The organism is Mycobacterium bulgaricum, assembly GCF_041287165.2.
GTDB classification, from domain to species: Bacteria; Actinomycetota; Actinomycetes; order Mycobacteriales; family Mycobacteriaceae; genus Mycobacterium; species Mycobacterium bulgaricum.
In genome coordinates this window covers 23221-45801 of record NZ_JBGGKV020000019.1, presented here as the reverse complement: position 1 = coordinate 45801, position 22581 = coordinate 23221, and the positions used below count along the sequence as shown (strand labels likewise).

Genomic DNA, 22581 nt, shown 5'->3' with positions numbered 1-22581 from the left:
TGGATCAGGTTGAACGTGGACAGGACCGCCCTGGCGACATCGAGGCGGGCGAGCATTCCCGGATGATGCTGTCGAGGTTTTGTTGCACGCGTTCGGCAGTGATGCCGACCGATGGTGAATACAGCATGATGTGGTCGAGGACGCCGTTGTACCGTCTCAATTGTTCACGGACCTCGTGCGCCGTCCCGGCGACACCCATGGCGTCGATCATCTCCTCGGACACAGCGGCGAACATCGCCGGGAAATCGCGCTGGGCGAATGCTTGCCGGATGGCTCGGCCTTCGCTGGCGAAGCCGTTCACATCGAGTACCGTCTCGTAGGATTTGACCGAGGAGTAGAACGCAATCTGCTGCGCCAGTTCGCGCCTGGCGACCTCGGCGTCGTCGTGGATGGCGCACATCACCATGGAAATGATTTCCACGTCATTGGGGTCGCGGCCGGTGTGCGCGGCGCCCCTGGCGATAGCGGGCCGGACGACCTCTTCGACGTAGGTGGTTGTGAACAGCGGATGTCCGGCTAGGCCGTCGGCCACCCGCCCGGCCGCCTCGCACATCCGGGGCCGGACACCGGCAGTGACGATCGGGATCGGCCTGCTGGAGGGTCCCACGTCGCCGGTCGGGGTGAGATTCATTCTGTAGAAACGGCCCTCGTGATGGATCGGGCCTTCATGCAGGTTCCATATCCGGCGCAGCAGCATCACGAGTTCTTCCATCCGCAGGGCGGGTGCGGAGGTGTCGGGCACGCCGTGCCAGTCGCCCATCATCCGTTTGGTGCCGTTGCCGATGCCGAGTACCAGTCGTCCGTTGGAGAGTTCGTCGAGGTCGCGCGCCTCGGTGGCCAGCACCAGGGGGCTTCGGCCGACGCCGTAGAGAATGGAGGAACCGATCCGACAGTTCTGGGTGCTGTTGGCCATCGCGGCCATGGAGATCGATCCGGACCGAGAATAGAACTCCGAGGCCCATACGGCGTCGAACCCGGCCGCATCAGCGGCCTGGGCGGTCTGGGCCAGTGACTTCAGATCCGCGCCGAGAACCGACAGGCCGTAGGTGCTCATGACTGGTCTCCTGTGCGCGGGCGCAGCCCGTCGAACATGACGGCGCTGAGGGTGCTGGCGACCACCGTCTCGTCGAGGTGGTTATCGGTGACCAGGTACATGAGTGCATTGATGGTGACCGCGCCGAACAGCGCAATCGACGTCGATCGCGCATCGGGCTGAGCGACGAGGGATCCGTCGCGGGCCCCTTCGATGAGCAGGGTTTCGACGGGTTGTTGGTAGGCGGTATTGATCATCTCGGCGATAGCCGGCATGCGGGCCGCTCGTCCCAATTCGCCGATGAGTGCACGGCATACCGCTGGCCGCTGCGCCATTGCCCGCAGTTGTGCGCGGATCACGAGTTCGAGGCGTTCGGCACCGGTGCCGCCGGTGTGCACGATCGCGGTCACAGCATCGAAGATGTCCTTGAGGAGGTCTTCGAGCAGGAAAGCAAGGATGTCCTCTTTACCGGCGAAGTAGTAGTACAGCGTCGCTTTCGGCACACCGGTCACCGCGGCGACGTCTTCGATCTTGGAGTCGTTGAGCCCCTTCTCGGCGAACAAGTCCGCCGCGGCGGGAAGCCGGTCAGAGATCTGACGTGGAATCTTGCGCATTGCCCCCCTGTCCCGTTCGGCCGGTTTAGACTGCGAGTCTAAACCGTCGTTACTTTGGTGGTCGGAGGTCTTGGTGGTCTCGGTGCAAATTCGTTACGACCCGTTCGACGCCTCGATTCTCAACGACCCCTATCCGACGTATCGGTCGTTGCGTGACACGGCTCCGGTGTACCGCGCCGAGGAATCCCATACCTGGGTGTTGAGCCGGCACGCCGACGTCCAGGCCGCAGCACTGGATCACGGCACGTACTCCTCGGTGGACGGCATCTTCCCCACCCCACCGGGATCGGACTTCATCGGCTCGTTCCTGCCGATGATGATCGTGATGGACCCTCCGCGCCACGACCAGTTGCGTGCCCTGGTGAGCCGGGCGTTCACTCCCCGGCGGGTGGCCGGGCTGCAGGGCGCCATCACACAGATGGCCGCGGAGTTGTTCGAGCGCCTCGACGAGGGCTCTGGTTCGGCGGACTTCGTGACCGACTTCGCCGCGATCCTGCCCGCCGCGGTGATCGCCGATCTACTGGGCATTCCCGCCACCGATCGTGATCAGTTCCGATTGTGGTCGAGCCAACTGGTCCAGGTCGACGTCAACCACGGACAAACCACCGACGCACTGACCGCCGCCACCTCGATCTACGCCTACTTCACCGACTTCCTCGCCGACCGCCGCCAAACCCCCCGCGAGGACATGATGTCGGCGTTGGCGAACGCCACAGTCGACGGGATCAGACTGACCGACGAGGAAGTCCTCGGCTTCTGCGCGCTGCTGCTCGTCGCGGGCTACGAGACCACCACCAATCTGCTGGGGAACTCCGCGGTCGTGCTGGCCCAGCATCGGCAGACCCGCCGACGCCTGGCCGCCGATCGAACACTATTGGGGCCGGCAGTTGAGGAGTTGCTGCGCTACGACTCACCGGCACAGGGACTTTCACGAACCCTGACCCGCGACGTCACACTGCACGACACGACCATGCGTCAAGGTGAGAAGGTGCTGCTGCTGTTCGGGTCGGCCAACCGCGACGAGCGCGCCTTCCCCGATCCTGACGTGTTCGACATCGAGCGCACCAGTGAGCACCAGGTCGCCTTCGGTCGCGGCATCCACTTCTGTCTGGGCGCGGCACTGGCGCGGATGGAGGCCCGCATCGCTCTGGATGCTCTGTTGGACAAGGTGCCCGACTGGGAGGTCGATCTTGAATCGGCGCGGCGGCTGCGGTCCGGACCGATCCGCGGCTACACATCGCTGCCCATCACTTGGACCACACCGGTCTAGCCCGTGCCCCTCCTCGACGACGCGTCGTGTGCATCACCGCGCGGCCAGGTTCTTCATCGCCGTCGATATCGAGCACTCCGCCGCGCACGGCGACCTCGGCGCATTCGGCGACATGCTCAAACGATTCGCGGGCTCGAACGGTGATCGACCCATGACCGGACAGGAGAAAGGGGCATGGTGGTGGCAGTGACATTCGCGCACTTCGATGAGCAGATCGCCGACCAGCTGCTCAGATCGCCGAACACAGCAGGTGGACTGTCGAGGTTTCTGAGCTTTCGGCACACCGAACTCGCCGCCGGTCGGCTGGTGGCAGAGATGGAAACCCGTGCCGAACTGCTCACACCCTTCGGCACCCTGCACGGCGGATGTCTATCGGCGATGGTCGACCACTGTCTCGGAGTCGTGTTCTACCCCGTCATTCCGGCCGGATCATGGGTCGCCACCACCGAATTCAAGCTAAACCTGCTGCGACCCGTGTCCACCGGTGTGTGTGTCGCCGTCACCGACATCGTGTCGCTGGGCAAGCGCAGTGGAGTGGCGCGCATCGACATTAGCAACGGCGACAAAGCCGTCTGCGTAGCCCAGGGCACGGTCACGATCGTGAACGCCGCGGGCAACGCACTATGAAGGCGCTTGCTGCCGGGCCCACGCTTCGGGCGGACGACGATCTCGCCAGGAAGGTGTCATGACCTCCGCCGTGCAGCATCGGGTCCGAACCCAGGACGGGATCGCCCTGGCTGCGGACTGCTACGGCCACGATGACGCCCGTCCCGTCGTGCTGCTCCTGCACGGCGGCGGCCAGAACCGGCACGCGTGGAGCACTTCAGCGCGTCGCCTCCACGCATGCGGATACACAGTCGTCGCCTACGACACCCGCGGTCACGGCGACAGCGACTGGGACCCAGCCGGCAGGTACGACATCGAGCGACTCGCGACCGATCTTCTCGCCGTGCGCGAGCACTTCAGCGCCTATACCGCCCCTGCGGTCGTAGGTGCATCCCTTGGGGGCATGACCGTGCTCGGCACGCATCTGTTGACATCCGGGGCGTCGTGGGCGGCGGTCGTCCTGGTCGACGTCACCCCGCGACTTGAATTCCAGGGCGCCCGTCGCGTGGTGACGTTCATGGCCGCACATCCCGATGGCTTTAGCACCCTCTCTGACGCCGCAGAGGTGATCGCCGCGTACAACCCCCATCGCTCGCGCCCGGCCAACGTCGACGGCCTGCGCAAGGTGCTACGGCAGCGTCACGACGGCCGCTGGATCTGGCGGTGGGACCCGGCATTCATTCACTCCAACTTCGACTTTCTCCGCGACGAATCGACCACGGGAACGGAGCAATTCGACGCAATCAGCCACCTGCTGATCGACGGAGCCCGACGGGTCAATGCCCCAACACTTCTCGTAAGGGGCCTCTTGTCCGACGTGGTCTCCCAAGCCACCGTCGACGAGTTCAAGCAACTGGTTCCCCACGCCGAGACCGTCGACGTATCCGGCACCGGACACATGATCGCCGGCGACGACAACGACGCCTTCGGCTGCGCCGTCACCGAGTTCCTCGGCCGGAACCTCCTGTAGGTCGCGACGTTGGTCGAGCACCATCGATCGGCCAGTAGTCAGAACCGATCTTGACTTCACAGCGCGCGAAGCGGAGCCCATGAAGTGTTCTTCGGTTAAGGCCGACTTTGAACTGTGCCGGGCTCTGGTCGAGCTAGACGCCACTACGCACTTGCTGGCCACCATCGGCGTCGAAGAGTTCCTTGGTCCAGCGTTCGAGGATTTCTGCGCTGTCCCAGTCGTCGGGATGAAATCCGGCGCGGGTGTAGGAGCGAAAGCGCGCAATTGCTGCTGGGCTGAATAGCGGGTTATGACGGAAGGCTCGAAGGCTGCGCAGCAAGCGCACCGGGTTGTAGGCGGAACGGTCACCAGCCAGAGAGCGGGTGGTCTGGATGACCAACTCGCTGAACAAGAGGAGGCTGGCGATCCGCATCCCCCAGACCCTGGTGCGTTCGCTTCCACCGACCGTCTCGTAGACATCGAAAGCAACGGCCTTATGCTCGCATTCTTCCAGTGCGTGCCAGAGCAGAATAGGCCGCACTTCGGTGTCGCCGATCAGTTCTTGAGCTTCGTCGCTGGTGAGAATGATCTCGGCGAATGTCGCCGTGTAGTGCTCGAGGGCGGCCGTCACAGCCAGGCGCATCTTGGGAGAAAAACGCTTCTCAAGTCGGCCAACCAGCTTCTTGACATGCCGATCGATCCCCTCGGTGGGATAGCCCATTGCTTGAAGCCGATCGTTGAGCAGCCGATGCTGGTGTCGGTGGGTGGCCTCTTGTGCGATAAACCCCTTGACCGCCTCCTTGAGGTCAGCGTCGCTGATGTGGTCCCGGTACTCGCGGACTGACCGGATAAAGAAGTCTTCGCCTTCGGGGAACGTGGCCGACAAGGTGGACACAAAGTGGCTCATCACCAAGTCGCCATCAACGAAGTGCTGCCGACTGGTCCCAGCAGGCATATCGAATCGAACACGGCGGGGCTTCGGGACGACCCGTGCGGTGGGCCGTGTGGACGAATCGTCGCTCATGTTGTTCTCCCATTCGCCAAGGACGCGCTGTCAATCTGACTCTAAGCCTTGTCAGAATTAGATGGCAAGCTATCCACGTGGTTTCGGCGCGGGTGTATAGCGGAATGTCCGCCGAGGAGCGTCACCGGAACCGGCGCACCCGTCTCATCGAGGCCGCAACGGAGTTGATCGGCACGCGCGGCGTTGCCGCCGCCACTGTGACTGCCGTCTGCGCTGAATCGGGTGTCACGTCACGGTACTTCTACCAGCACTTCTCCGACCGAGACGCACTCCTGCGGGCTGTCTACCAGCAGCTCTATGCCACCTTCCAGGAGGTGATAGTCGACGCGATCCCCGATGCCGGCGAGCCACCGGAGGTATTGGCGTACGCGCCAATCCGCAGGCTGGTCGGCATGATCGACAACGACCCGCGGCTGGGTCGGATCCTGTTCGTGGAATCTGCAACCGAGCCGCTGCTCCGAGAGCTACGCAGCGAACTAATGGCAGGTTTCACCGACCTTGTCTTGCGCGAAGCCAGACTTCACCTCGACATCGCCGACTCTGCCGTGGGGGTTGCCCATTTGGCTTCGACCTTGGGCGTGGGAGGGCTATTCGAAGTCTTGCGCCGCCGACTCGACGGAGAACTGGAATTCACCACAGATGAACTCGTTCAGCACTGCGCAGGTTTCCTGGGCAGCCTAGGCAATTACGTGCTGCTGCAGAACACGGGCCAGTCGGCCACAACCGAAGCGCAAACCTAGAGCTAGCGGCCCCGCTACGCGATGTGGCCGTGCGTGCGCCCGACGACCAACGTCCGAGAACAGCAACAGCAAGACCCTGAACGGCATCCAAGGCCAGTGTCGTCGACTTACAGCGTCAGCCCTGGCTTCCAGAAACCCACTGAGTGTTCGATCATTCCTCTGCCCACTGCGACCGTCGGCCCGGTCCCGACTCGATAGCGGTCGCCGGCCCCTTCGCCAGCCGCGCGCTTTGCGCGGCCTGGCGACGACGGCCCCGCCACCACTTGCACTACATGCGGTAGCGTAGCGATACCGATAGTATCGCTACGATTCGCTACTAGTGGAGGCCCAGTGACCGACGGCACTGCAGATTCCCCAGGCCAGGCCACGCGCCGTGGCCAGCGGGACAACGGATCCCCCAACCCGGCCGAAACCCGCGAGTACAGCGAACGGTTGGCAGCGCTAGCCCGATTCACCCTCCGCCACAAAGCGCTGGTCATCGGGGTATGGCTAGGCGCCGCGGTCGTCCTCGCGTTGCTGTTCCCCCAGCTAGAAACCGTGGTGCGCCAACAGTCGGTGGACCTCATCCCTCGCGATGCGCCGTCCTTGCAGACGGTTGACCGCATGAGCGCCGCTTTCGGCGAAGAAGGCTCAAAAACCATGGTGTTCGTCGCCATGGAAGACCCCAATGGCTTGACTCCGACTGCACGGCAGCGCTACGGCGAACTCGTGCGCCGGTTGCAGGGCGAAGGCAACCACGTCCTGCTGGTGCAGGACCTACTGTCCGATCCGATTACCGAAGCCCAGGCAGTCAGCGCCGACCGCAAAGCTTGGTACCTGCCCGTAGGTGTCACCGGCACCCTCGGAGACCCCACGGCCGCCGAATCGGTAAACGCGGTGCGCAACATCGCCGCCGAGGTCTTCACCGGCTCGACCACGACTGTGCAAGTGACGGGACCACCGGCAACCTTCAGCGACATGATCGCATCCGCCGAGCACGACCTGCTGCTGATCTCAATCGCTACCGCGGGCGTGATCGCCCTGATCCTGCTGATCGTCTACCGGTCGGTGTTCACCGCGCTGTTACCGCTGCTAGTAATCGGGTTGAGCCTGGCAGTCGGGCGCGGCGTGCTGTCCGCCCTCGGCGAGATGGGCATGCCCGTCTCCCAGTTCACCGTCGCCTTCATGACTGCGATCCTGCTCGGCGCGGGAACCGACTACACCGTATTTCTGATCAGCCGATACCACGAACAGCGCCGCGCCCAAGTACCCGCCGATCAGGCCGTCATCCACGCCACCGCCAGCATCGGGCGCGTCATCCTCGCCTCCGCCGCCACCGTCGCACTCGCGTTCCTGGCCATGGTCTTCGCGCGGCTCAGCGTCTTCGCCGCCCTTGGCCCCGCGTGTGCCATCGCCGTACTGTTCGGATTTCTGGCCACCGTAACCCTGCTGCCACCGGTGCTGTCGCTAGCCGCCAAACGCGGCATCGGTGAACCCAAACCCGATCGCACCCGCCGCTACTGGAACAGCGTCGCCGTCGCCGTGGTCCGCCGTCCCGTGCCACTACTCATCGTCAGCCTGGTCATCTTGCTCGCCCTGTCGGCAGCGGCAGCAACCATCAAAATCAGCTACGACGACCGCAAGGGCCAACCAGACACCACGGCCAGCAACCTGGGCTACCACCTGCTGGACCGCCACTTCCGCAAAGACGTCGTCATCAGCGAATTCCTCGTCGTGGAAAATCCGACCGACATGCGGACCGGCAAAGGACTGGCCGATCTTGACGAGATGGCCTCCCGCGTCTCCCAGATCCCCGGCGTCACCAAGGTTTCCGGAGTCACCCGCCCCACCGGAGAGCGCCTCGACCAAGCAGAACTGGCCTGGCAGAACGGCCAGATCGGCGACAAAATGGCCGGCGCCGTCGCCGAGGGCAACTCCCGCAAAGACGACCTCACCAAACTCACCGACGGCGCCGACCAGCTCGCCGACGGCCTCGCCCAACTCGACAGCACCGTGCGCACCGCCTTCACACCACTAGCCGGAATCCTCACCCAAGCCCAATCCGCAGGAACTCAGGTCAACCAATTCCGGCCGCTGCTGCAACAACTTTCCGCCACTGCCCCCGCCGTCGACCAAGCCATCCAATCCGGCCCAGGACTACGACCGCTGGCCAACCAAGCCCAAAACGCAATCACTCAACTCGACCCACTCGTCGGCGCCCTCAACACCTCACCCTGGTGCGCCACCACCCCACAATGCGCCCAAATCCGCAACCAGGTCCAGATCCTGGTCACTCTGCGCGACAACGGATTCTTCAACCAAATCGCCGACCTCGGGGACCGCTACGATCCCGCCACCAATGCCACCGTTGGTGGCACCCTCGCCAACGTCCAGAACGCAGTCGCCTCACTGGACAAGGCATTCGGAGCCCTGGGTGACCCCGCCGACCTGACCACAAATCTCCGCCGATTGCAGGACGGAATCGGACAGCTGACCTCCGGCGCCCAAGCACTCGCCACCGGCGTCCGCACCCTCGCCGACAGCAACATCGAAATGCTGTCCGGCATGAGCCAGATCGCCACCCAACTACAGAACTCCTCGCGCGCAGCGGCCGACTCCGACTCCTCGAGCGGTTTCTACCTGCCCGCCAACGCATTCGAGAACCGGCAATTCACCGACGTCGCCGAACAATTCCTCTCACCGGACGGCAAAACAGCGCGGTTCATGATCGAAAGCAGCCACGACCCATACAGCGTTGAAGCCATGGACCTCGCCAGCCGCATCACCGACACCGCCAACACCGCACGACCCAACACGTCACTCGCCGACGCCACCGTGTCCGTAGCCGGCTTCCCCGCCGTCAACTCCGATATCCAACGACTCCTCTGGGCCGACTTCGCACAACTAGCCATCGCCACCATCATCATCGTCGGCGTCATCCTGGTCCTACTACTGCGCGCACTCCTAGCACCGCTCTACCTACTAGGCACCGTCGTGCTCAACTACCTCGCATCACTCGGCATCGGCGTCGTAGTCTTCCAATGGGGACTGGGCCACGAAATCGCCTGGCCCGTACCGCTGCTGGCGTTCATCATCCTCGTCGCCGTCGGCGCCGACTACAACATGCTGCTCGTCTCACGGCTCCGCGAAGAATCCGGAACCAACATCCGCGTCGGCGTCCTGCGCACCGTGGCAAACACCGGAGCCGTCATCACCTCCGCTGGCCTCATATTCGCCGCCAGCATGTTCGGCCTCATGGTCGGCTCAGTCGCCATCATGATCCAAGCCGGCCTCATCATCGGCTTCGGGCTGCTGCTCGACACCTTCCTCGTGCGCACCCTCACCGTGCCCGCCATCGCCACACTCCTACGCGAAGCCAGCTGGTGGCCCACCAAAGCAACAAACCCGCGACCCGGTCAGACCAACCCAGGAGGCATTAAGGACGCACCTCACGTGCTGGTCCAGGAGAGGTGAAAAGCGAACAGAGCAATACCCGGCGCTACATGCCGACCAGCGTGAAGGCGTATTCACCCCGAATGAATACGACCCCTGCGCCGGTACCTCGAATCTAAGACTTTTCTAAGAACCCCCGGGATGGTCGTGGAACTTTCCGCAGGAAACTTCGTACTGTCCAGGCCATGCGGATGCCGGTGTGTGCGTCATGGTGATGACGCTGCACAAGCTGACCGCCGGGGACGGATATGTGTACCTGGTGCGGCAAGTCGCGGCCGCCGACAGCACCGAACGCGGTCGCTCCGCCCTGGCTGATTACTACTCGGCCAAGGGCGAATCACCGGGCCGTTGGACCGGTCGCGGTCTGGCCGCGTTGGCCGACACCGGCGCGCGTGAAGTCAGCGACGAGGTGCGCCAAAAGGTGTGGACCGTCGAAGGCGGATCGGTGGTCACTGAGGCTCAAATGAAGGCCCTGTTTGGGCTGGGCTGGCATCCCAACGCCGACGAGATTTACAACCATCTGTCTCCCCGATTGCGCGTGCAACCCGCGACTGCGGCGACGAAACTTGGCCGCCAGTACGCGGTGCGTGAGGAGTCCTCGGAGTTCACCCGTCGTGTCGGGAAAGCGTTCCGCGCGCACAACATCGCCGCCGGGCTACCGGGCACGGCGACCATCGATGATGACGTGCGGGCAGGCATCCGTACCCGCGTCGCCACCGAGATGTTCGCCGAGCACTTCGACCGCGCACCAGCCGATGCGCGGGAGCTGTCTGGGTTCATCGCACGCGCCACCCGTGCCCGCACGACCGCGGTGGCCGGCTACGACTTGACGTTCTCTCCGGTGAAGTCGATTTCGGCGTTATGGGCGATCGCCCCACCGGAGATTTCTGAGCAGATCGAGGCTGCGCACGAGGCCGCGGTGGCCGACGTGTTGGAGTGGCTGCAAGACAACGCCGCCTTCACTCGAACGGGCACCAACGGTGTCGCTCAGGTCGACACCGAAGGGCTCATTGCCGCGGTGTTCACCCATCGCGATTCGCGTGCCGGGGACCCCGATCTGCATACCCATGTCGCGATCTCGAACAAGGTGTCTTACCTCGACCACAATGGGGTGCGCCGCTGGCTCGCTTTGGATGGCCAACCCCTGCACCGGGTCATCGTGGCGGCCTCGGAGATGTACAACACCCGCATGGAAGCCCACACCATCGACCGCCTCGGTGTGGATTTCGCCGAGACCTCCCGGGGACGCGGGAAGCGACCCGTGCGCGAGATCGTCGGCATGTCCACGGAATTGATGACGCGCTGGTCGAGCCGGCGCACGGCGATCAAGGCCCGCACCGCCGAGTTGGCCAAGGAGTTTCAGCACGATCACGGCCGCGAACCGACCACCATCGAGTCCCTCGCGTTGGCCCAACAAGCGACGTTGGAATCGCGCGAAGCCAAGCACGAACCGCGCTCGCTGGCCGAACAGCGCGACACCTGGCGCCACCAAGCCGTCGAGGTCCTGGGCCACGACGGCGTAGAGCGCATGCTGGCCAACGTTCTGACCGCCGAACGCGGCCACACGACACCGGAGATCACTGACGAATGGGTGGCGTCGCAGGCTGGCGCACTGATCGCCACGGTGTCCGAATCGCGGGCGACCTGGCAGCGTCATCACGTGCGTGCCGAAGCGCTGCGCGTCGTGCGCAACGAAGGTGTCGCACACGTGTCGCAGCTTGTCGAACGGCTCACCGCCACCGCACTATCTGCGGCGTTCTCGGTGCCCCATGCCCGCGTCGACGACGCCGAGCTGGGCGAGCCTGTCGCGTTGCGTCGCCGCGACGGGTCCAGCGTCTACAGCCGCCACGGCACCGCGACCTACACCAGCGCTGACATCCTCACCGCCGAGCGGCGAATCCTGGCCGCGGCGCACCAACTCGATGGCCGTGTCGCGGCCACGACAGACGTGCGGTTGGCGCTCGCGGACGCCGCCGCGCGCGGCAAACCCCTCAACGAGGGCCAGGCCGCTCTGGTGGCCCAAATGGCCCTCGGCGGCCGCCGCGTAGGGCTCGCGTTGGCCCCGGCCGGGGCGGGCAAAACCACCGCCATGGCCGCCCTGGCGCACGCCTGGCGCAGCTCCGGCGGACACGTCCTCGGACTCGCCCCCACCGCGGCCGCGGCGATCGTCCTCGGCGAAGACCTCGGCGCCACCACTGACACTCTCGACAAGTACGTGCACTGCACCGATGAGAACAACGCCGCGATCTACGGCACCCCGGACTGGTTCACCCAGGTTGGCCCCGACACCCTCATCGTGGTCGACGAGGCCGGCATGGCCTCCACCCCCGGTCTGGACGCCCTGATCACCCACGCCCTCCGCGCCGGCGCGAGTGTGCGGCTGGTCGGTGATGACGCCCAGCTCGCCTCCATCTCCGCTGGCGGGGTGCTGCGCGACATCGCCACCGACACCGGAGCCCTCACGCTGTCGGAGGTGGTGCGGTTTCACTCCCGCGCCGAAGCCGCCGCCTCCCTCGCGTTGCGCGGCGGGGACCCCGCCGGGATCGGCTTCTACCTCGACGCCGGCCGCATCCACATCGGCACCGAACAGACCTCCGCCGACGCCGCCTTCACCGCCTGGCAGGCCGACCAGGACGCCGGCCGCGACAGCCTGCTGCTGGCGCCCACCAACGCAATCGTCAACGACCTCAACGTCCGCGCCCGCACCGCACGGCTGGCCAAGTTGCTCGAGGCAGACCCGCAGGCGACGCCGGGCCGCGAGACCACGCTCTCCGATGGCCTGACCGCCAGCGTCGGCGATGTCATCCGCACCCGCCGCAACAACCGCCAGCTGCCCCTGTCGGGCACCGATTACGTCCGCAACGGCTACACCTTCACCATCGTCGACATCGCCGCAGACGGGGCACTAAGGGTGCGCCACCGTGGCACCGGCCGCGAGATCACCCTGCCGGCGGCCTACGTCACCGACCACGTGACGCTGGGCTACGCGACCACCATCGACGCCGCCCAAGGCTCCACCGCCGGCCACGCCTGCCACGTCGTCGGTGCCGAACATCTGACCCGCCAGCACCTCTACGTCGCGCTGACCCGTGGCCGCGCCGAAAACCACCTCTACCTGTCCACCGCCGAAACCGACCCGCACCGCATCCTCGCCCCGAAAGCCACCCACCCCGACACTGCCGTGGACGTCCTGTCCCGGATCGTGGCCCGCGACGGTGCCCAGGTTTCGGCCACCACCGCCGCCCGACAAGCCGCCGACCCCGCCCGCCGCCTGGCCGCGGCCGCCGACATGTTCACCGACGCCCTCGCCACCGCCGCCGAACACCAACTCGGTGAAGGGGCACGTGCACGCTTGGACGCTCTCGCCGAATCCGTGCACCCCGATCTCACGACCTGCACCGCGTGGCCGGTCCTGCGCCGCCGCCTGGCCATCCGGGCACTATCCGGCGCCGATCCGGCCGAGCTGCTCACCGCCGCCTACGCCCGCGGCGGCCTCGACGACGCCGCCGACGCGGCCGCCGTCCTGGACTACCGCATCGACCTCACCGGTGGCGACGGCCGCGTCAGCGGGCCGCTGCGCTGGCTACCCGCCATCCCCACCGTCCTGGCCGACAACCCGCACTGGGGTGACTACCTGCACCGCCGCGAACACCTCGTCACCGACCTGGCCGACCAAATCCGCGACCACGCCCGCTCCTGGACCACCGAGACCGCCCCGCACTGGGCGCGGCCACTGATCACCGCCAATGCCAACCCCACCCTGACCGCCGAGATCGCCGTGTTCCGGGCCGCCACCGCCGTCGAGGCCGCCGACACCCGCCTCACCGGCGCCCCGCAATACCCGGTGGCCACCCGCGCCGTGCAAGACCTGCTGCAGCGCCACGGCATTGACGCCATCGCACACAACCAGCCCGACACCACACAGTGGCACGACCTGATCGACGCGATCGACCCCCGCGTCCGCGCCGACGAATACTGGCCCACCCTGGCCGCGCAGCTCGCAGAAGCCGCCCCCACCAACAACATTCCCCAACTACTCGCCGACGCCGCACACCAAGGACCACTCCCCGACGAGATGCCCGCCGCCGCCCTCTGGTGGCGCATCACTGAGACGCTGGCCCCCACCGCCGCCGTGCCCGAACCGCAGCAGTCCGTCGAGCACGCTTCCGATCGGGCGCTCGTCGAGGTCCTGGCCGCCGCCCACCGCAACGGCGACCCGCTGCCCCTCCCGGCACCGCAGCCTGATCCTGTCGCGATCGCGCTAACCGTTCCGTATGTCGTGACCACCCTCACCGCCGACCACGACACCCCCGAGCTGGCCGAAGCGATCGCAGCGGCCGCCGCCGATGCCGGCCGCCCCTGCCTGCGCGTGCCCGCCACACCGCAGTCCGACCGCTACAGCCTCGCCGAGCTTGCCGACAAGATCACCGAGTGCCGGCCACCGCGCGCGGCGCTGGTAGTCGTCGAGGACGCCGCCGCCGCCGACCCCGCCCACCTCGCCACAGTGGCCACCACCCTGGCCGACACCCACGGCCGACTCCTCCTCATCGACAACGGCCAGCCCGGACCCGGGCGCCGACTCCTCGACGGGATGGCACTGCCCTGGTCTGAAAACGCCCGTACCACAGGAGAAATTGCTGACCCAGCATTGGCGGAAGCCGCAGAGACCCACCGCGGTCACGCTGCGTACCGCTGGCGACTGCTGACCAACCCACCCAGTCGCGACCGCGGACGAGACCGAGCCCGACACCAGGGATACGGACTCGAACTCGACTAGAATCCGCCACGGGGCTGGGAACGGGTCCCGCGCAGGTCAGTGATTTTGCTGCGCCGCCTGCCACTTATGGGGCAGGGTCAAGCACTCGGCCACTGCATTTGGAAAAGACTCTGCAAACCTATGAAGTAGCGGCCCGCAGTTGGCGTCGTCAAATCCCTGGCTGGTCAAGTCTTTTAAGCAGGAAGCGATGGTGTAGGGAAGGACTCTATTGGGAACTGTGCCGGCGTAAATGGCCACCACCGCGTCGGTGTAGGCGTCGCGCACTGCCGTGTAAGCGTCATCGAGCAGTTTCTGAACCACCGCTGCGTACCAGCTCAGTTTCAGATCAAGCTCACGAGTGTCCATCTCGTCCACCGACGACAGGTAGTCCTTGGCGTGGGTGAGTGAGCTACGCCAAAGATCCTGATGCGTAACGCGGTAACGACTGCGCGGCTCCATCCGCATGAGGTAGGGAACAGCATCGAGGTGTGGCAGTATGCGTACTTCTGCCGCTGGAACTGCTGGTCGAGGAGCGCCCCGAGTCACGGACACCTCTGTCGCGTCCGTGAGCGCCGATACCGCCCTGGCCAGTTCTGCGTGAACGGACTCCAACGTGGCTGCATGAGATATCAGCGGATATACGACGTCGAAGTCGGTGCGCTGATCATTGGGGACGGCGGCGCGGTAAGCGCGTGCCCATTGGGCTGCCAGCGCGACGTAATCCGCTAAGTCGGCGTGGCGCAAGCCAAGCTCGACGCCCTGGTACTCCGCGTCCATATAGGACTGCGCCCCGGTCGTCATTGCCGTTCCAACTCCAAATCCTGTTCGACGCCGACAAGCGCTCTGACGATCATGTCAGGCACGTCAACCTCACCGGAAACAGCTGCGCCATAACACATGTCGGGCAGAGGCAGCGGCCGGGTAGCCCAGCCGCCGATATGTTCGGCGGTACGCGCAACCAGCCAGTGCGCCCGGTAGTTGGCCAAAGCTTCGCTGTAGTCGCGGGGATGGCCTGCCCCACCCGTAATGAACGCGGGCCGGGCCAAGGCAGTAGTGCCATTGAAGATCTGGGCTTCCTCGTTGTACTTGGCCCACTGCTGCGTGGTGGGATCTCGGTCACCACCGCGAACCTCCCATATGTGGCGCACCGAATCAGGGACATCGACAGGCTGGGCCTGCGACGTTGCTGCATAGATCAGCGCCGCGGTCACCGCGGAGACGATCCGGTCCTGATAAATCGGATCGGCGTCCATGATGCGCAGCAGCCGCGGGTACATCTCGGGCCACAGCACCGCCAGCCGATGCGCGTGCATGTCATCGAGTACCGGGGCGGGCACCTGGACACCGGGCTGCAGCAACGGGTTGGTTTCCCGCGTGCACGCCGGCGGATGCTCAACCCCCGCGTCCCGCAGTGCGGGCGTCAGAAGCGTGCTCGCAGCGGCAACCAGTCGCCAGCCCCACTGGGCGCGCAGCTGGGCGTACTCGACGAGGATCTGGGCGGGATCGGCCCAACCGAACCACAACTGCCGAAAATCGTTGTCCACCAGGGGGTCAGTGGCCAACACCCGCACCGACCGCGGAACGAACACCCCCGCCGGGATGTAACCGGCGCCGTCATTGGAGGTGATCACGGTCTCGGTGCCGCTCGGGGAACGGAACACCCCGACTGCCCACCCCGTCATGGGGCTACCCGCCAGGGACGCGGCGTGCTGCAGCTTCCAGACCAGCTCCCTAGCCGCCGCAGCGTCGGCAGACTCGCGGCGCTCCTGGGCGGCAGCGGTCTGACCCGCAGCGACCACGCTGGCCGGGATCAGTGTCGGACCCGCCGCCGCGCTCGCTGACGGCGCGACGGACGCCGCCGGAGCGTTCGTCGAACCGACAGTGCCCGCCGGAACGGTCGGCGCAGGCGACGCAACGGCACCTGCTGGCGGTCCCATCGAACCGGGCGGCAGCATCATCGGCGCACCCCCACCGGTCACCCCGGTAGGCGCAGCAGCAGGGACGGCCGGGGTCACCGCACCGGGTTGCGCGGGCGCCGGCGACACACCACCGCCAGGGGCAGCCGACACCGGGGGTGCTGCGTGCCCACCACCGGTAGATAGAGCCGGGGACGGACTCGCCGGGGCTGGAGGCGGTGCAGACGGTATTGCGCCGCCCATGCCCGCCGTCGCCGCCGCTCCCTGGTTAAACGCCGACGACAACGGCGACGCGGCCCCAGTGTTCGATGCCGTAGGGAGCCCGCCAGAACTCGGCAATCCGCTTCCAGCGCCGGGCATTTGACCCACACCGCTACTCAATGGATTTGAGCCCGCCCCCGGCATACCACCGCTTCCCAGACCACCGGGCATCTTCGGAAGCCCACCACCGGAACCTAACCCGCCGCCGCCACTGCCCAACCCGCCCATCGACGGAGCACCGCCACCGCCGAGCGGCGAGGCTGCGGCGGGCCGCGGCGCAGGAGTCATCCCCGGCGCTGCCTGAGTAACCGGACCTGACGCAGCGAGTCCCTCATCGCCCACGGCAGTTCGGCCCTGCCCGGCCTTGCCACCTGGAGTGACCCCAGGCTGCGTGACGGAGGTACCTCCAGTATCGGTCGGTGCGTCAGCCACAGGCTCGGGTGCGTCGGACCCGGCTTCCGGCTTTTCGGCGTAGCGGTAGGGGTTTTCGTCCTGTTCGATACCGGACGACGTGTGGTCGACGGGCTGGACTGGTGGACCGGTGGGAACATCGCCCCACTTCGTCAAAAGGCTAAGGGCTCTTGAATTTTCGCTGCTCTTCTTGAACGAGGTGTGGGCGGCCATCGCGGCTGTCACGCCTGCTTCGGTTCGGTACATGGCAATGCCGTGGTACTCGGTCACGAGAGCTTCCGCCTCGCCGGGCAGCTTCGCGGCGGCGATCTTGGGATCGGCCTCGCGGATCAGCTGTTCTTGGCCTGCACGCGTATCGCGTAGCACCGTGGCGATGTCGGCGCACTTGGTGGCGCACTTGTCGTGCCATTCGGCGATCGTCTTGGCTTCCTCGGCCAACACCGCACCGGCTCGGTGCGCCTCGTCGAAGCCCTGGGAATCGGCGGCATCGCGAAACTGCGCGTTGTCGGTGACGATCTTTTGGTGGATGCCGTCCCACGCCGTCGCGCCGGCCCGATAGGTCTGCTCCTGGGCGTCCCAGTGCGCGGCATCGGGCGGTTCCATGTCCGGCGTGACAATCAGCCGCCCATACGAACCTGCAGATCCCCCAGTGGCCGGCATCAGCGCAACCCGCATTCGGACGTGATGACATCTATCAGATCGTTGCCGCGTTTTTGTTCGCGATCGGCCTCGTCCCAGTGACGCATGTTCAGCGCGTGCAACATGTCGATGTTGGCCGCCATCCAGTCGTGCAGCGGTATCGCTGTCGAAGCTGGTGTGGCGGCAGAGAGCTGCGTGCGCAGATATGAGACCGCAGCCATACCAGTTCGTTTCTCCGTGGCCAATGCGGCGAGACTCTCCGAGCTTGTCCAGCTCTGCTCCAAGGCCTCGGCGCTGGACTTGCTCGCCAACGCCGTTGACCGCGCCGCTCGATCCCATGCGGTGCAGGCAGCTTGCCGAGCGGCCTCGATTTCGCTGCTGCTGTAGGTGGGTGGCGGGGGTGCGGCGACGTTGATTGTGTGTTGCGCGGGTTCGACTGTGCGGACCAGGGCCAGGCCGCTGGTCACCGCTGCGCCGACAGCGAGCCCTAGTGCTGTCGCAGCGACGGCCAGCCCCATGCGGTGAGGCCGCCGGTACCCCATCGTCATAGGACGACCGTATCCCGGCTGGCAGGCGTCAAGCCACCGCCGCAGCCACATTCAGGAAACACGAATTTGCGCAGCTCATGTCACCTATAGGCAACACCGAGCAATTCGACGGGCAACCCAGATATGTGTCTAAAATGACCGTTAATAACACGATTTTCTAGAGCTAGTTAACGGGTGGCCAGTCCGATCCGCGGGATCGATCCGGCGCGGTTATTCGGCGAGGGGGTTGCCGCGCACGATGTCGACGACGGCGACGTCGATCTGATGGCCGAGGGCGGCCACTCCGAGTAGGTCGTCGAGGATGGTGGTGGTGACGTCGCGGACGTGGTCGGCGACCTCGGTGAGTCGGTTGCCGTAGCGGCCGGTGATCTCGACGCTGATGCGCTTGAGGTCGGTGCCGTCGAGTGCGACGTCGACCGCGGTCGGGATGCAGATCTGATCGAGGCGCAGTGCTGCGGCCAGTGCTGCGCGGATGACGAGATCGCTGACCGCGATGCAGCCGGGCACAGGTGGATCGGTCGTGGTGTTGGGATCCTCGGCGGCTACCGGCCAGCCGGACCGGGGGGTGTTGCGTACCGCGGCGATCACGGTGTCGGCGATGCGATCCCAGCCCGGTTCGCTCAGCTCCCGCAACGCCTGTCCGGCGCGGGCCAGCAGCACACCGAGCGGGTCGTCGGTGTTCATCGCTGCCATCGTCGCATCCTCTGCCGAAGGGTTGCCTGCGCGCGGTGATGATGACCGCGCGCCGCCCCGGAACTGAGTTTCAGGGTGATTCCGATCTCGGGGAACGTCAAGCCGTCGATCTCGCGCAACACCCAGGCGGCCCGCTGGCGGACCGGCAACTCCGCCAAAGCGCGCTCCAAAGCGGTCAGGAACTCGGTGTTGGACAGCACCACGGTGGGGTCGGAGTCCACGGCCGGGTCGATGGGATCGATGAGGCGATCGTCGATCGGTTCGGCGTAGCGCACCCGGTGGGAATCGATGATCTTGCGGTCGCAGATCCGGAACAGCCACGTCTTGAGGCTGGCCTCGCCGCGATACCGGTCGATCCGGCGCCACGCGGCCACGAACGTCTCCTGCACGACGTCATCGACGGCGGCCTCATCGGCGACCATCCGCCGCACGTAGCCGTACAACATCGGGCCGTAGCGGTGCACGATCGTCTCGAACGCCGCCCGTTCCCCCAACGCCGCCGCCGCGGCCAGCGTCCGGTCACCCAGATGCATCGCGCGGGAATGGTTCTCGGGAGGCGAGGTGTCCACCGCGGCGGCGACCTCCTCCTCAGCGCCTCGCCGGGCGCGAGGTGATCGAGCCACACCGGCATCGTGAGATGAAACCTCTCACGTGCCACCGGTAACCCGGGTACATGTGTTCTACCTCACATCTTCGCGGGAGGCGTGCACTCCGCGGCACCGGCCCCGTCTACGCCCACGTACGCAGAACAGGACGAGGAAAGGAACCCAGCTCGTGACGAGCAGCCAGCCCCCCACCACCGCCCCGAAGTCCCCCGCGGTGAGCGCGACCGATTCGGCCCTGTCTACCTCCCAGGGCAAGACCACGATCGCCGACACGGTGGTCTCCAAGATCGCCGGCCTCTCGGCCCGTGAGGTCAACGGTGTCTACGACCTGGGCGGCGGCGCGTCGCGCATCGTGGGTTCACTGCGTGAGCGGATTCCGGGCGCCACCGTCAACCACTCCCAGGGTGTGTCGGTGGAGGTCGGGGAGAAGCAGGCCGCGATCGACATCGAGATCGTCGCCGACTACGGCGTGGCCATCGCCGACCTGGCCAGCGGCATCCGGCGCAATGTGATCGCCGCGATCGAGAAGATGACCGGCCTGGAGGTCACCGAGGTGAACATCACCGTCAACGACGTCCACGTTGAGGACGACAGCGACGACGACACCGCCGACAGCGCCCGCCCGGCTCGGGTGCAGTAGGTGACCTTGGGGGGTGCGGCGTCGCCGGTACCGCAGGAACCCGCTGACCGCCTGGTCGCCGCGGTCCTGGCGGTGCCCGGCGTCGCCGCGTTGCACCCCGGCATGTTCGGCGAGGTCGGCACCTACCTGCCCGGACGGCGCATCGCCGGCATCCGGATCACCGACCACACCGTCGACGTGCACCTGGTCGTGGTGTTCGGGGTCGCCGTGCGCGACACCGCCGCGGCGGTCCGCGCCACGGTCGCCGCCCTACACCCCGGCGCCACGGTGAACGTCACCGTCGAAGACGTGGCCCCCGCCGGGCCACCGTGACCGACCCGATGCCGCCACCAGATCGCGGCGCTGCGCGCCGCGCCGCGGCGTGGCGCCATCACCCCGACCGCGGCGGATCCGCCGCAGCGCTGATCGCGGCCCTGGCCGCGATCGATCAACGCCACCACGGCGGGGCGCCGTCTGTGATCGTGCGCGTGTCGCGGCGGTCCCGATGGCGCCGCCGACTGCACCAGTGGCGGCGCCGACGCCGGGGCCGGCGCTACATCACCCTCTGACCAACACCACCCCCGGCCGATTCGCACCATCTGAGAGGACCATTCCGAAATGACCACTGCCACTGTGGGTTTACTGGCCGGGCTGCTGCTCGGCGTCGCCGCCGCCGCCGGCGGATTCACCGGCTTCCTGATCGCCCTGATCCTCGGCGCGATCGGCTACGCCATCGGCGGACAACGCGACGGCGAATTCGACCTCGCGGCCATGTTGCGCGGACGCGGCCGTGGCTGACACCCCCGCCCCGGTCGACCGGGATGATCCCGGCGCGCGCGGCGCGCTGACCGTGCACGACCGCGTCGCCGAACAGATCGCGGCCAAAGCCGCCCTGGACACCGCCGGCGTCCGGCCGTACGCCACCGGCCTGGACAAGATCACCGGAAACACCAAACCGAAGACCCACGTCAGCATCGCCGCTGGCCGCGTGCGCGCCAAAGTCGACATCGCGGTGCCCTGGAGCTATCAACTCAGCGCCATCGGCGCGGCTGTGCGCGCCAACGTCACCTTCGCCCTGACGCATCTGGCCGGGCTGCAGGTCGACGGGGTCGACGTGGCCGTCGCCGCCGTCACCACCGATGTCGCCAGCACTCGAAAGCGGGTCCAATGACCGCCCCCGAACACCTCGAACACCTCCCCACCGCACCGCCCGCGCCGGGCGTACTGCACAACGGCACCCGCCAACCCGCCGCCACACCACAGACACCCGCTGCCGCGCCACCCCCGCTGACACCCGCGGCCGCCCACTACGTCGCCGTGATCGCCGCCCTGCTGCTGATCGCCCTCGGCGCGGTCGGCATCCGCGACGGCATCGCCGCCGCCGGCGCGATCACCGGACCCTCCTGGACCCGTGCCACCATCGACTGGTTCGACGGGCAATCCGCGCACGGCTGGATGGTGCCTGTCGGTGTCATCCTCGCCGTCCTCGGCCTCGCGTCGATCATCGCGGCGCTCAAACCGCGCCGCCGCAAGGGCATTCCGGTGACCGGACGCACCAGCGTCTACCTCGACGTGTCCGACACCGCCAAACTCGCCGCCGCCGCCGCCCGCGTCGTGCCCGGCGTCACCAAGGCCAACGCCTCAGCCACCCGCCGCGCCGTGAAGGTGACCGCCCGCACCACCGGACCCGACGTCACCACCGACACCATCTCCGATGCCGTCCGCACCGCGCTGGCGCCGCTGGCCGCCACACCCCGGATCTCGGTGCGCACCCGAGTAGAAAGGCCCTGACCATGACCGGCACCGCCACATTCATCGACCGCATCGCCGCGCTCATCCTGGGACTACTGCTGCTGATCGTCGGGGCGGCCATGGTGATCTGGACGACCCACCTCATCGACGGCACCCCGGTCTACCTCACCGCCCCCGGCTTGGTCTTCGCCGCCCAGACCGCGTGGTGGCCGTGGGCGGTCACCGCCGCCGGAGTCCTCCTGGTCCTCCTGGGTCTGCGCTGGTTGGCCACCCACCGGCCTGCCCGTAAAGCCGGCGACCTCACCCTGGCCGACAGCAACCTGTCCGAGGGCTGCCTGTCGGCCGACCTCGGTTCCCTCGCCGACGCCGCCGCCGCCGAACTGCGCGAACGCCCTGCGATCCGCTCGGCTAGCGGCAAAGCCGTCATCGACCGCGGCAAACCCAGCATCCACCTCGACGTCACCGCCGCCGGAACCGATACCCTCGCCCACGCCGCGGCCGCTGCCGACGAGGTCGCCGCCACCACCGTCGGCATGCTCGGCGACGCGATCGCCGTTCAAACACGACTGCACGTCAACACCCGCAAACCCAACCCCCGCCGCCTGTCATGAACCTCTGACATCAAACGCACGGGCTCAAATCAGCACGTCCACAATAGGTTTCCCGCTCAGCCACGCGGGAGAGTTCACCACCACATCAAATCGAGAAGGGAA

General features: G+C 66.6%; 22 protein-coding genes. 14 read left to right on the top strand and 8 right to left on the bottom strand.

Translation table 11 applies throughout. From position 1 onward, the window contains the following. Nucleotides 1-4: 4 nt before the first annotated feature. Complete coding sequence (locus ACAG24_RS27995; protein ID WP_011856880.1) at nt 5-1054, bottom strand: LLM class flavin-dependent oxidoreductase; 1050 nt, start codon at nt 1052-1054, stop codon at nt 5-7. After that, complete coding sequence (locus ACAG24_RS27990; RefSeq protein ID WP_011856881.1) at nt 1051-1647, bottom strand: TetR/AcrR family transcriptional regulator; 597 nt, start codon at nt 1645-1647, stop codon at nt 1051-1053. Before ACAG24_RS27990 ends, ACAG24_RS27995 begins: the two co-directional genes overlap by 4 nt. 73 nt (nt 1648-1720) lie before the next feature. On the opposite strand from ACAG24_RS27990, the gene ACAG24_RS27985 reads away from it, so the two are divergent. Genes ACAG24_RS27985 through ACAG24_RS27970 form a run of 4 tightly spaced genes read left to right on the top strand, consistent with a single transcriptional unit; the run spans nt 1721 to nt 4493 of the window. Then, on the top strand, nt 1721-2917 hold the full coding sequence (locus ACAG24_RS27985) for a cytochrome P450 (protein ID WP_011856882.1): 1197 nt from the start codon (nt 1721-1723) through the stop codon (nt 2915-2917). Between the two features lie 28 nt (nt 2918-2945). Further along, nucleotides 2946-3107, top strand: a complete 162-nt coding sequence (locus ACAG24_RS27980; RefSeq protein WP_156442342.1) for a hypothetical protein — start codon at nt 2946-2948, stop codon at nt 3105-3107. After that, on the top strand, nt 3092-3544 hold the full coding sequence (locus ACAG24_RS27975; RefSeq protein ID WP_011856883.1) for a PaaI family thioesterase: 453 nt from the start codon (nt 3092-3094) through the stop codon (nt 3542-3544). The genes ACAG24_RS27980 and ACAG24_RS27975 overlap by 16 nt, the downstream gene beginning before the upstream one ends. Before the next feature lie 58 nt (nt 3545-3602). Further along, the gene (locus ACAG24_RS27970; protein WP_011856884.1) at nt 3603-4493 is read left to right on the top strand and encodes an alpha/beta fold hydrolase; all 891 of its coding nucleotides are present in this window, start codon (nt 3603-3605) and stop codon (nt 4491-4493) included. 133 nt (nt 4494-4626) lie between these two features. On the opposite strand, the gene ACAG24_RS27965 is transcribed toward ACAG24_RS27970, so the two are convergent. Continuing rightward, nucleotides 4627-5496, bottom strand: a complete 870-nt coding sequence (locus ACAG24_RS27965) for a metal-dependent hydrolase (RefSeq protein ID WP_011856885.1) — start codon at nt 5494-5496, stop codon at nt 4627-4629. A 104-nt stretch (nt 5497-5600) separates the two neighbouring features. On the opposite strand from ACAG24_RS27965, the gene ACAG24_RS27960 reads away from it, so the two are divergent. From ACAG24_RS27960 to mobF, 3 genes are all read left to right on the top strand, one after another. After that, complete coding sequence (locus ACAG24_RS27960; RefSeq protein ID WP_011856886.1) at nt 5601-6236, top strand: TetR/AcrR family transcriptional regulator; 636 nt, start codon at nt 5601-5603, stop codon at nt 6234-6236. A 330-nt stretch (nt 6237-6566) separates the two neighbouring features. Next, the gene (locus ACAG24_RS27955; RefSeq protein WP_073683302.1) at nt 6567-9689 is read left to right on the top strand and encodes an MMPL/RND family transporter; all 3123 of its coding nucleotides are present in this window, start codon (nt 6567-6569) and stop codon (nt 9687-9689) included. Nucleotides 9690-9876: 187 nt separating this feature from the next. After that, nucleotides 9877-14445 (top strand): MobF family relaxase, encoded by a 4569-nt coding sequence (mobF, locus tag ACAG24_RS27950; RefSeq protein ID WP_370475986.1) that lies wholly within the window; start codon nt 9877-9879, stop codon nt 14443-14445. A 36-nt stretch (nt 14446-14481) separates the two neighbouring features. Here the strand turns inward: mobF and ACAG24_RS27945 are convergent, their stop codons facing one another. The 5 genes from ACAG24_RS27945 to ACAG24_RS27925 form a co-directional block, all read right to left on the bottom strand. Then, nucleotides 14482-15225: a hypothetical protein gene (locus ACAG24_RS27945; RefSeq protein ID WP_370475985.1), complete on the bottom strand. Its 744-nt coding sequence runs from the start codon at nt 15223-15225 to the stop codon at nt 14482-14484. Next, entirely contained in the window at nt 15222-17672 is a 2451-nt protein-coding gene (locus ACAG24_RS27940; RefSeq protein WP_370475984.1) for an EspK C-terminal domain-containing protein, read from the bottom strand. The genes ACAG24_RS27945 and ACAG24_RS27940 overlap by 4 nt, the downstream gene beginning before the upstream one ends. Then, nucleotides 17672-18199: a hypothetical protein gene (locus ACAG24_RS27935; protein ID WP_370475983.1), complete on the bottom strand. Its 528-nt coding sequence runs from the start codon at nt 18197-18199 to the stop codon at nt 17672-17674. The genes ACAG24_RS27940 and ACAG24_RS27935 overlap by 1 nt, the downstream gene beginning before the upstream one ends. Before the next feature lie 210 nt (nt 18200-18409). Continuing rightward, nucleotides 18410-18892 carry a hypothetical protein gene (locus tag ACAG24_RS27930; protein ID WP_370475982.1) on the bottom strand — a complete coding sequence of 161 codons (483 nt, stop codon included), beginning with the start codon at nt 18890-18892 and terminating at the stop codon, nt 18410-18412. Beyond that, nucleotides 18880-19515: an RNA polymerase sigma factor gene (locus ACAG24_RS27925; protein ID WP_370475981.1), complete on the bottom strand. Its 636-nt coding sequence runs from the start codon at nt 19513-19515 to the stop codon at nt 18880-18882. Before ACAG24_RS27925 ends, ACAG24_RS27930 begins: the two co-directional genes overlap by 13 nt. 151 nt (nt 19516-19666) lie before the next feature. Here ACAG24_RS27925 and ACAG24_RS27920 point away from each other — a divergent pair, with 151 nt between their 5' ends. The 7 genes from ACAG24_RS27920 to ACAG24_RS27890 are packed head-to-tail and all read left to right on the top strand — an operon-like array spanning nt 19667 to nt 22479. Next, complete coding sequence (locus ACAG24_RS27920; protein WP_370475980.1) at nt 19667-20137, top strand: Asp23/Gls24 family envelope stress response protein; 471 nt, start codon at nt 19667-19669, stop codon at nt 20135-20137. Next, nucleotides 20138-20449, top strand: a complete 312-nt coding sequence (locus tag ACAG24_RS27915; protein ID WP_370475979.1) for a hypothetical protein — start codon at nt 20138-20140, stop codon at nt 20447-20449. Continuing rightward, a complete protein-coding gene (locus ACAG24_RS27910; RefSeq protein WP_370475978.1) occupies nt 20446-20685 on the top strand; it encodes a hypothetical protein in 240 nt (79 codons plus the stop codon). Before ACAG24_RS27915 ends, ACAG24_RS27910 begins: the two co-directional genes overlap by 4 nt. Before the next feature lie 49 nt (nt 20686-20734). Further along, complete coding sequence (locus ACAG24_RS27905) at nt 20735-20914, top strand: hypothetical protein (protein WP_370475977.1); 180 nt, start codon at nt 20735-20737, stop codon at nt 20912-20914. Further along, nucleotides 20907-21287: an Asp23/Gls24 family envelope stress response protein gene (locus ACAG24_RS27900; RefSeq protein ID WP_370475976.1), complete on the top strand. Its 381-nt coding sequence runs from the start codon at nt 20907-20909 to the stop codon at nt 21285-21287. The genes ACAG24_RS27905 and ACAG24_RS27900 overlap by 8 nt, the downstream gene beginning before the upstream one ends. Further along, complete coding sequence (locus tag ACAG24_RS27895) at nt 21284-21907, top strand: DUF6286 domain-containing protein (protein ID WP_370475975.1); 624 nt, start codon at nt 21284-21286, stop codon at nt 21905-21907. The genes ACAG24_RS27900 and ACAG24_RS27895 overlap by 4 nt, the downstream gene beginning before the upstream one ends. Nucleotides 21908-21909: 2 nt before the next feature. Next, a complete protein-coding gene (locus ACAG24_RS27890) occupies nt 21910-22479 on the top strand; it encodes an alkaline shock response membrane anchor protein AmaP (protein WP_370475974.1) in 570 nt (189 codons plus the stop codon). The last annotated feature ends 102 nt before the right edge of the window (nt 22480-22581 follow it).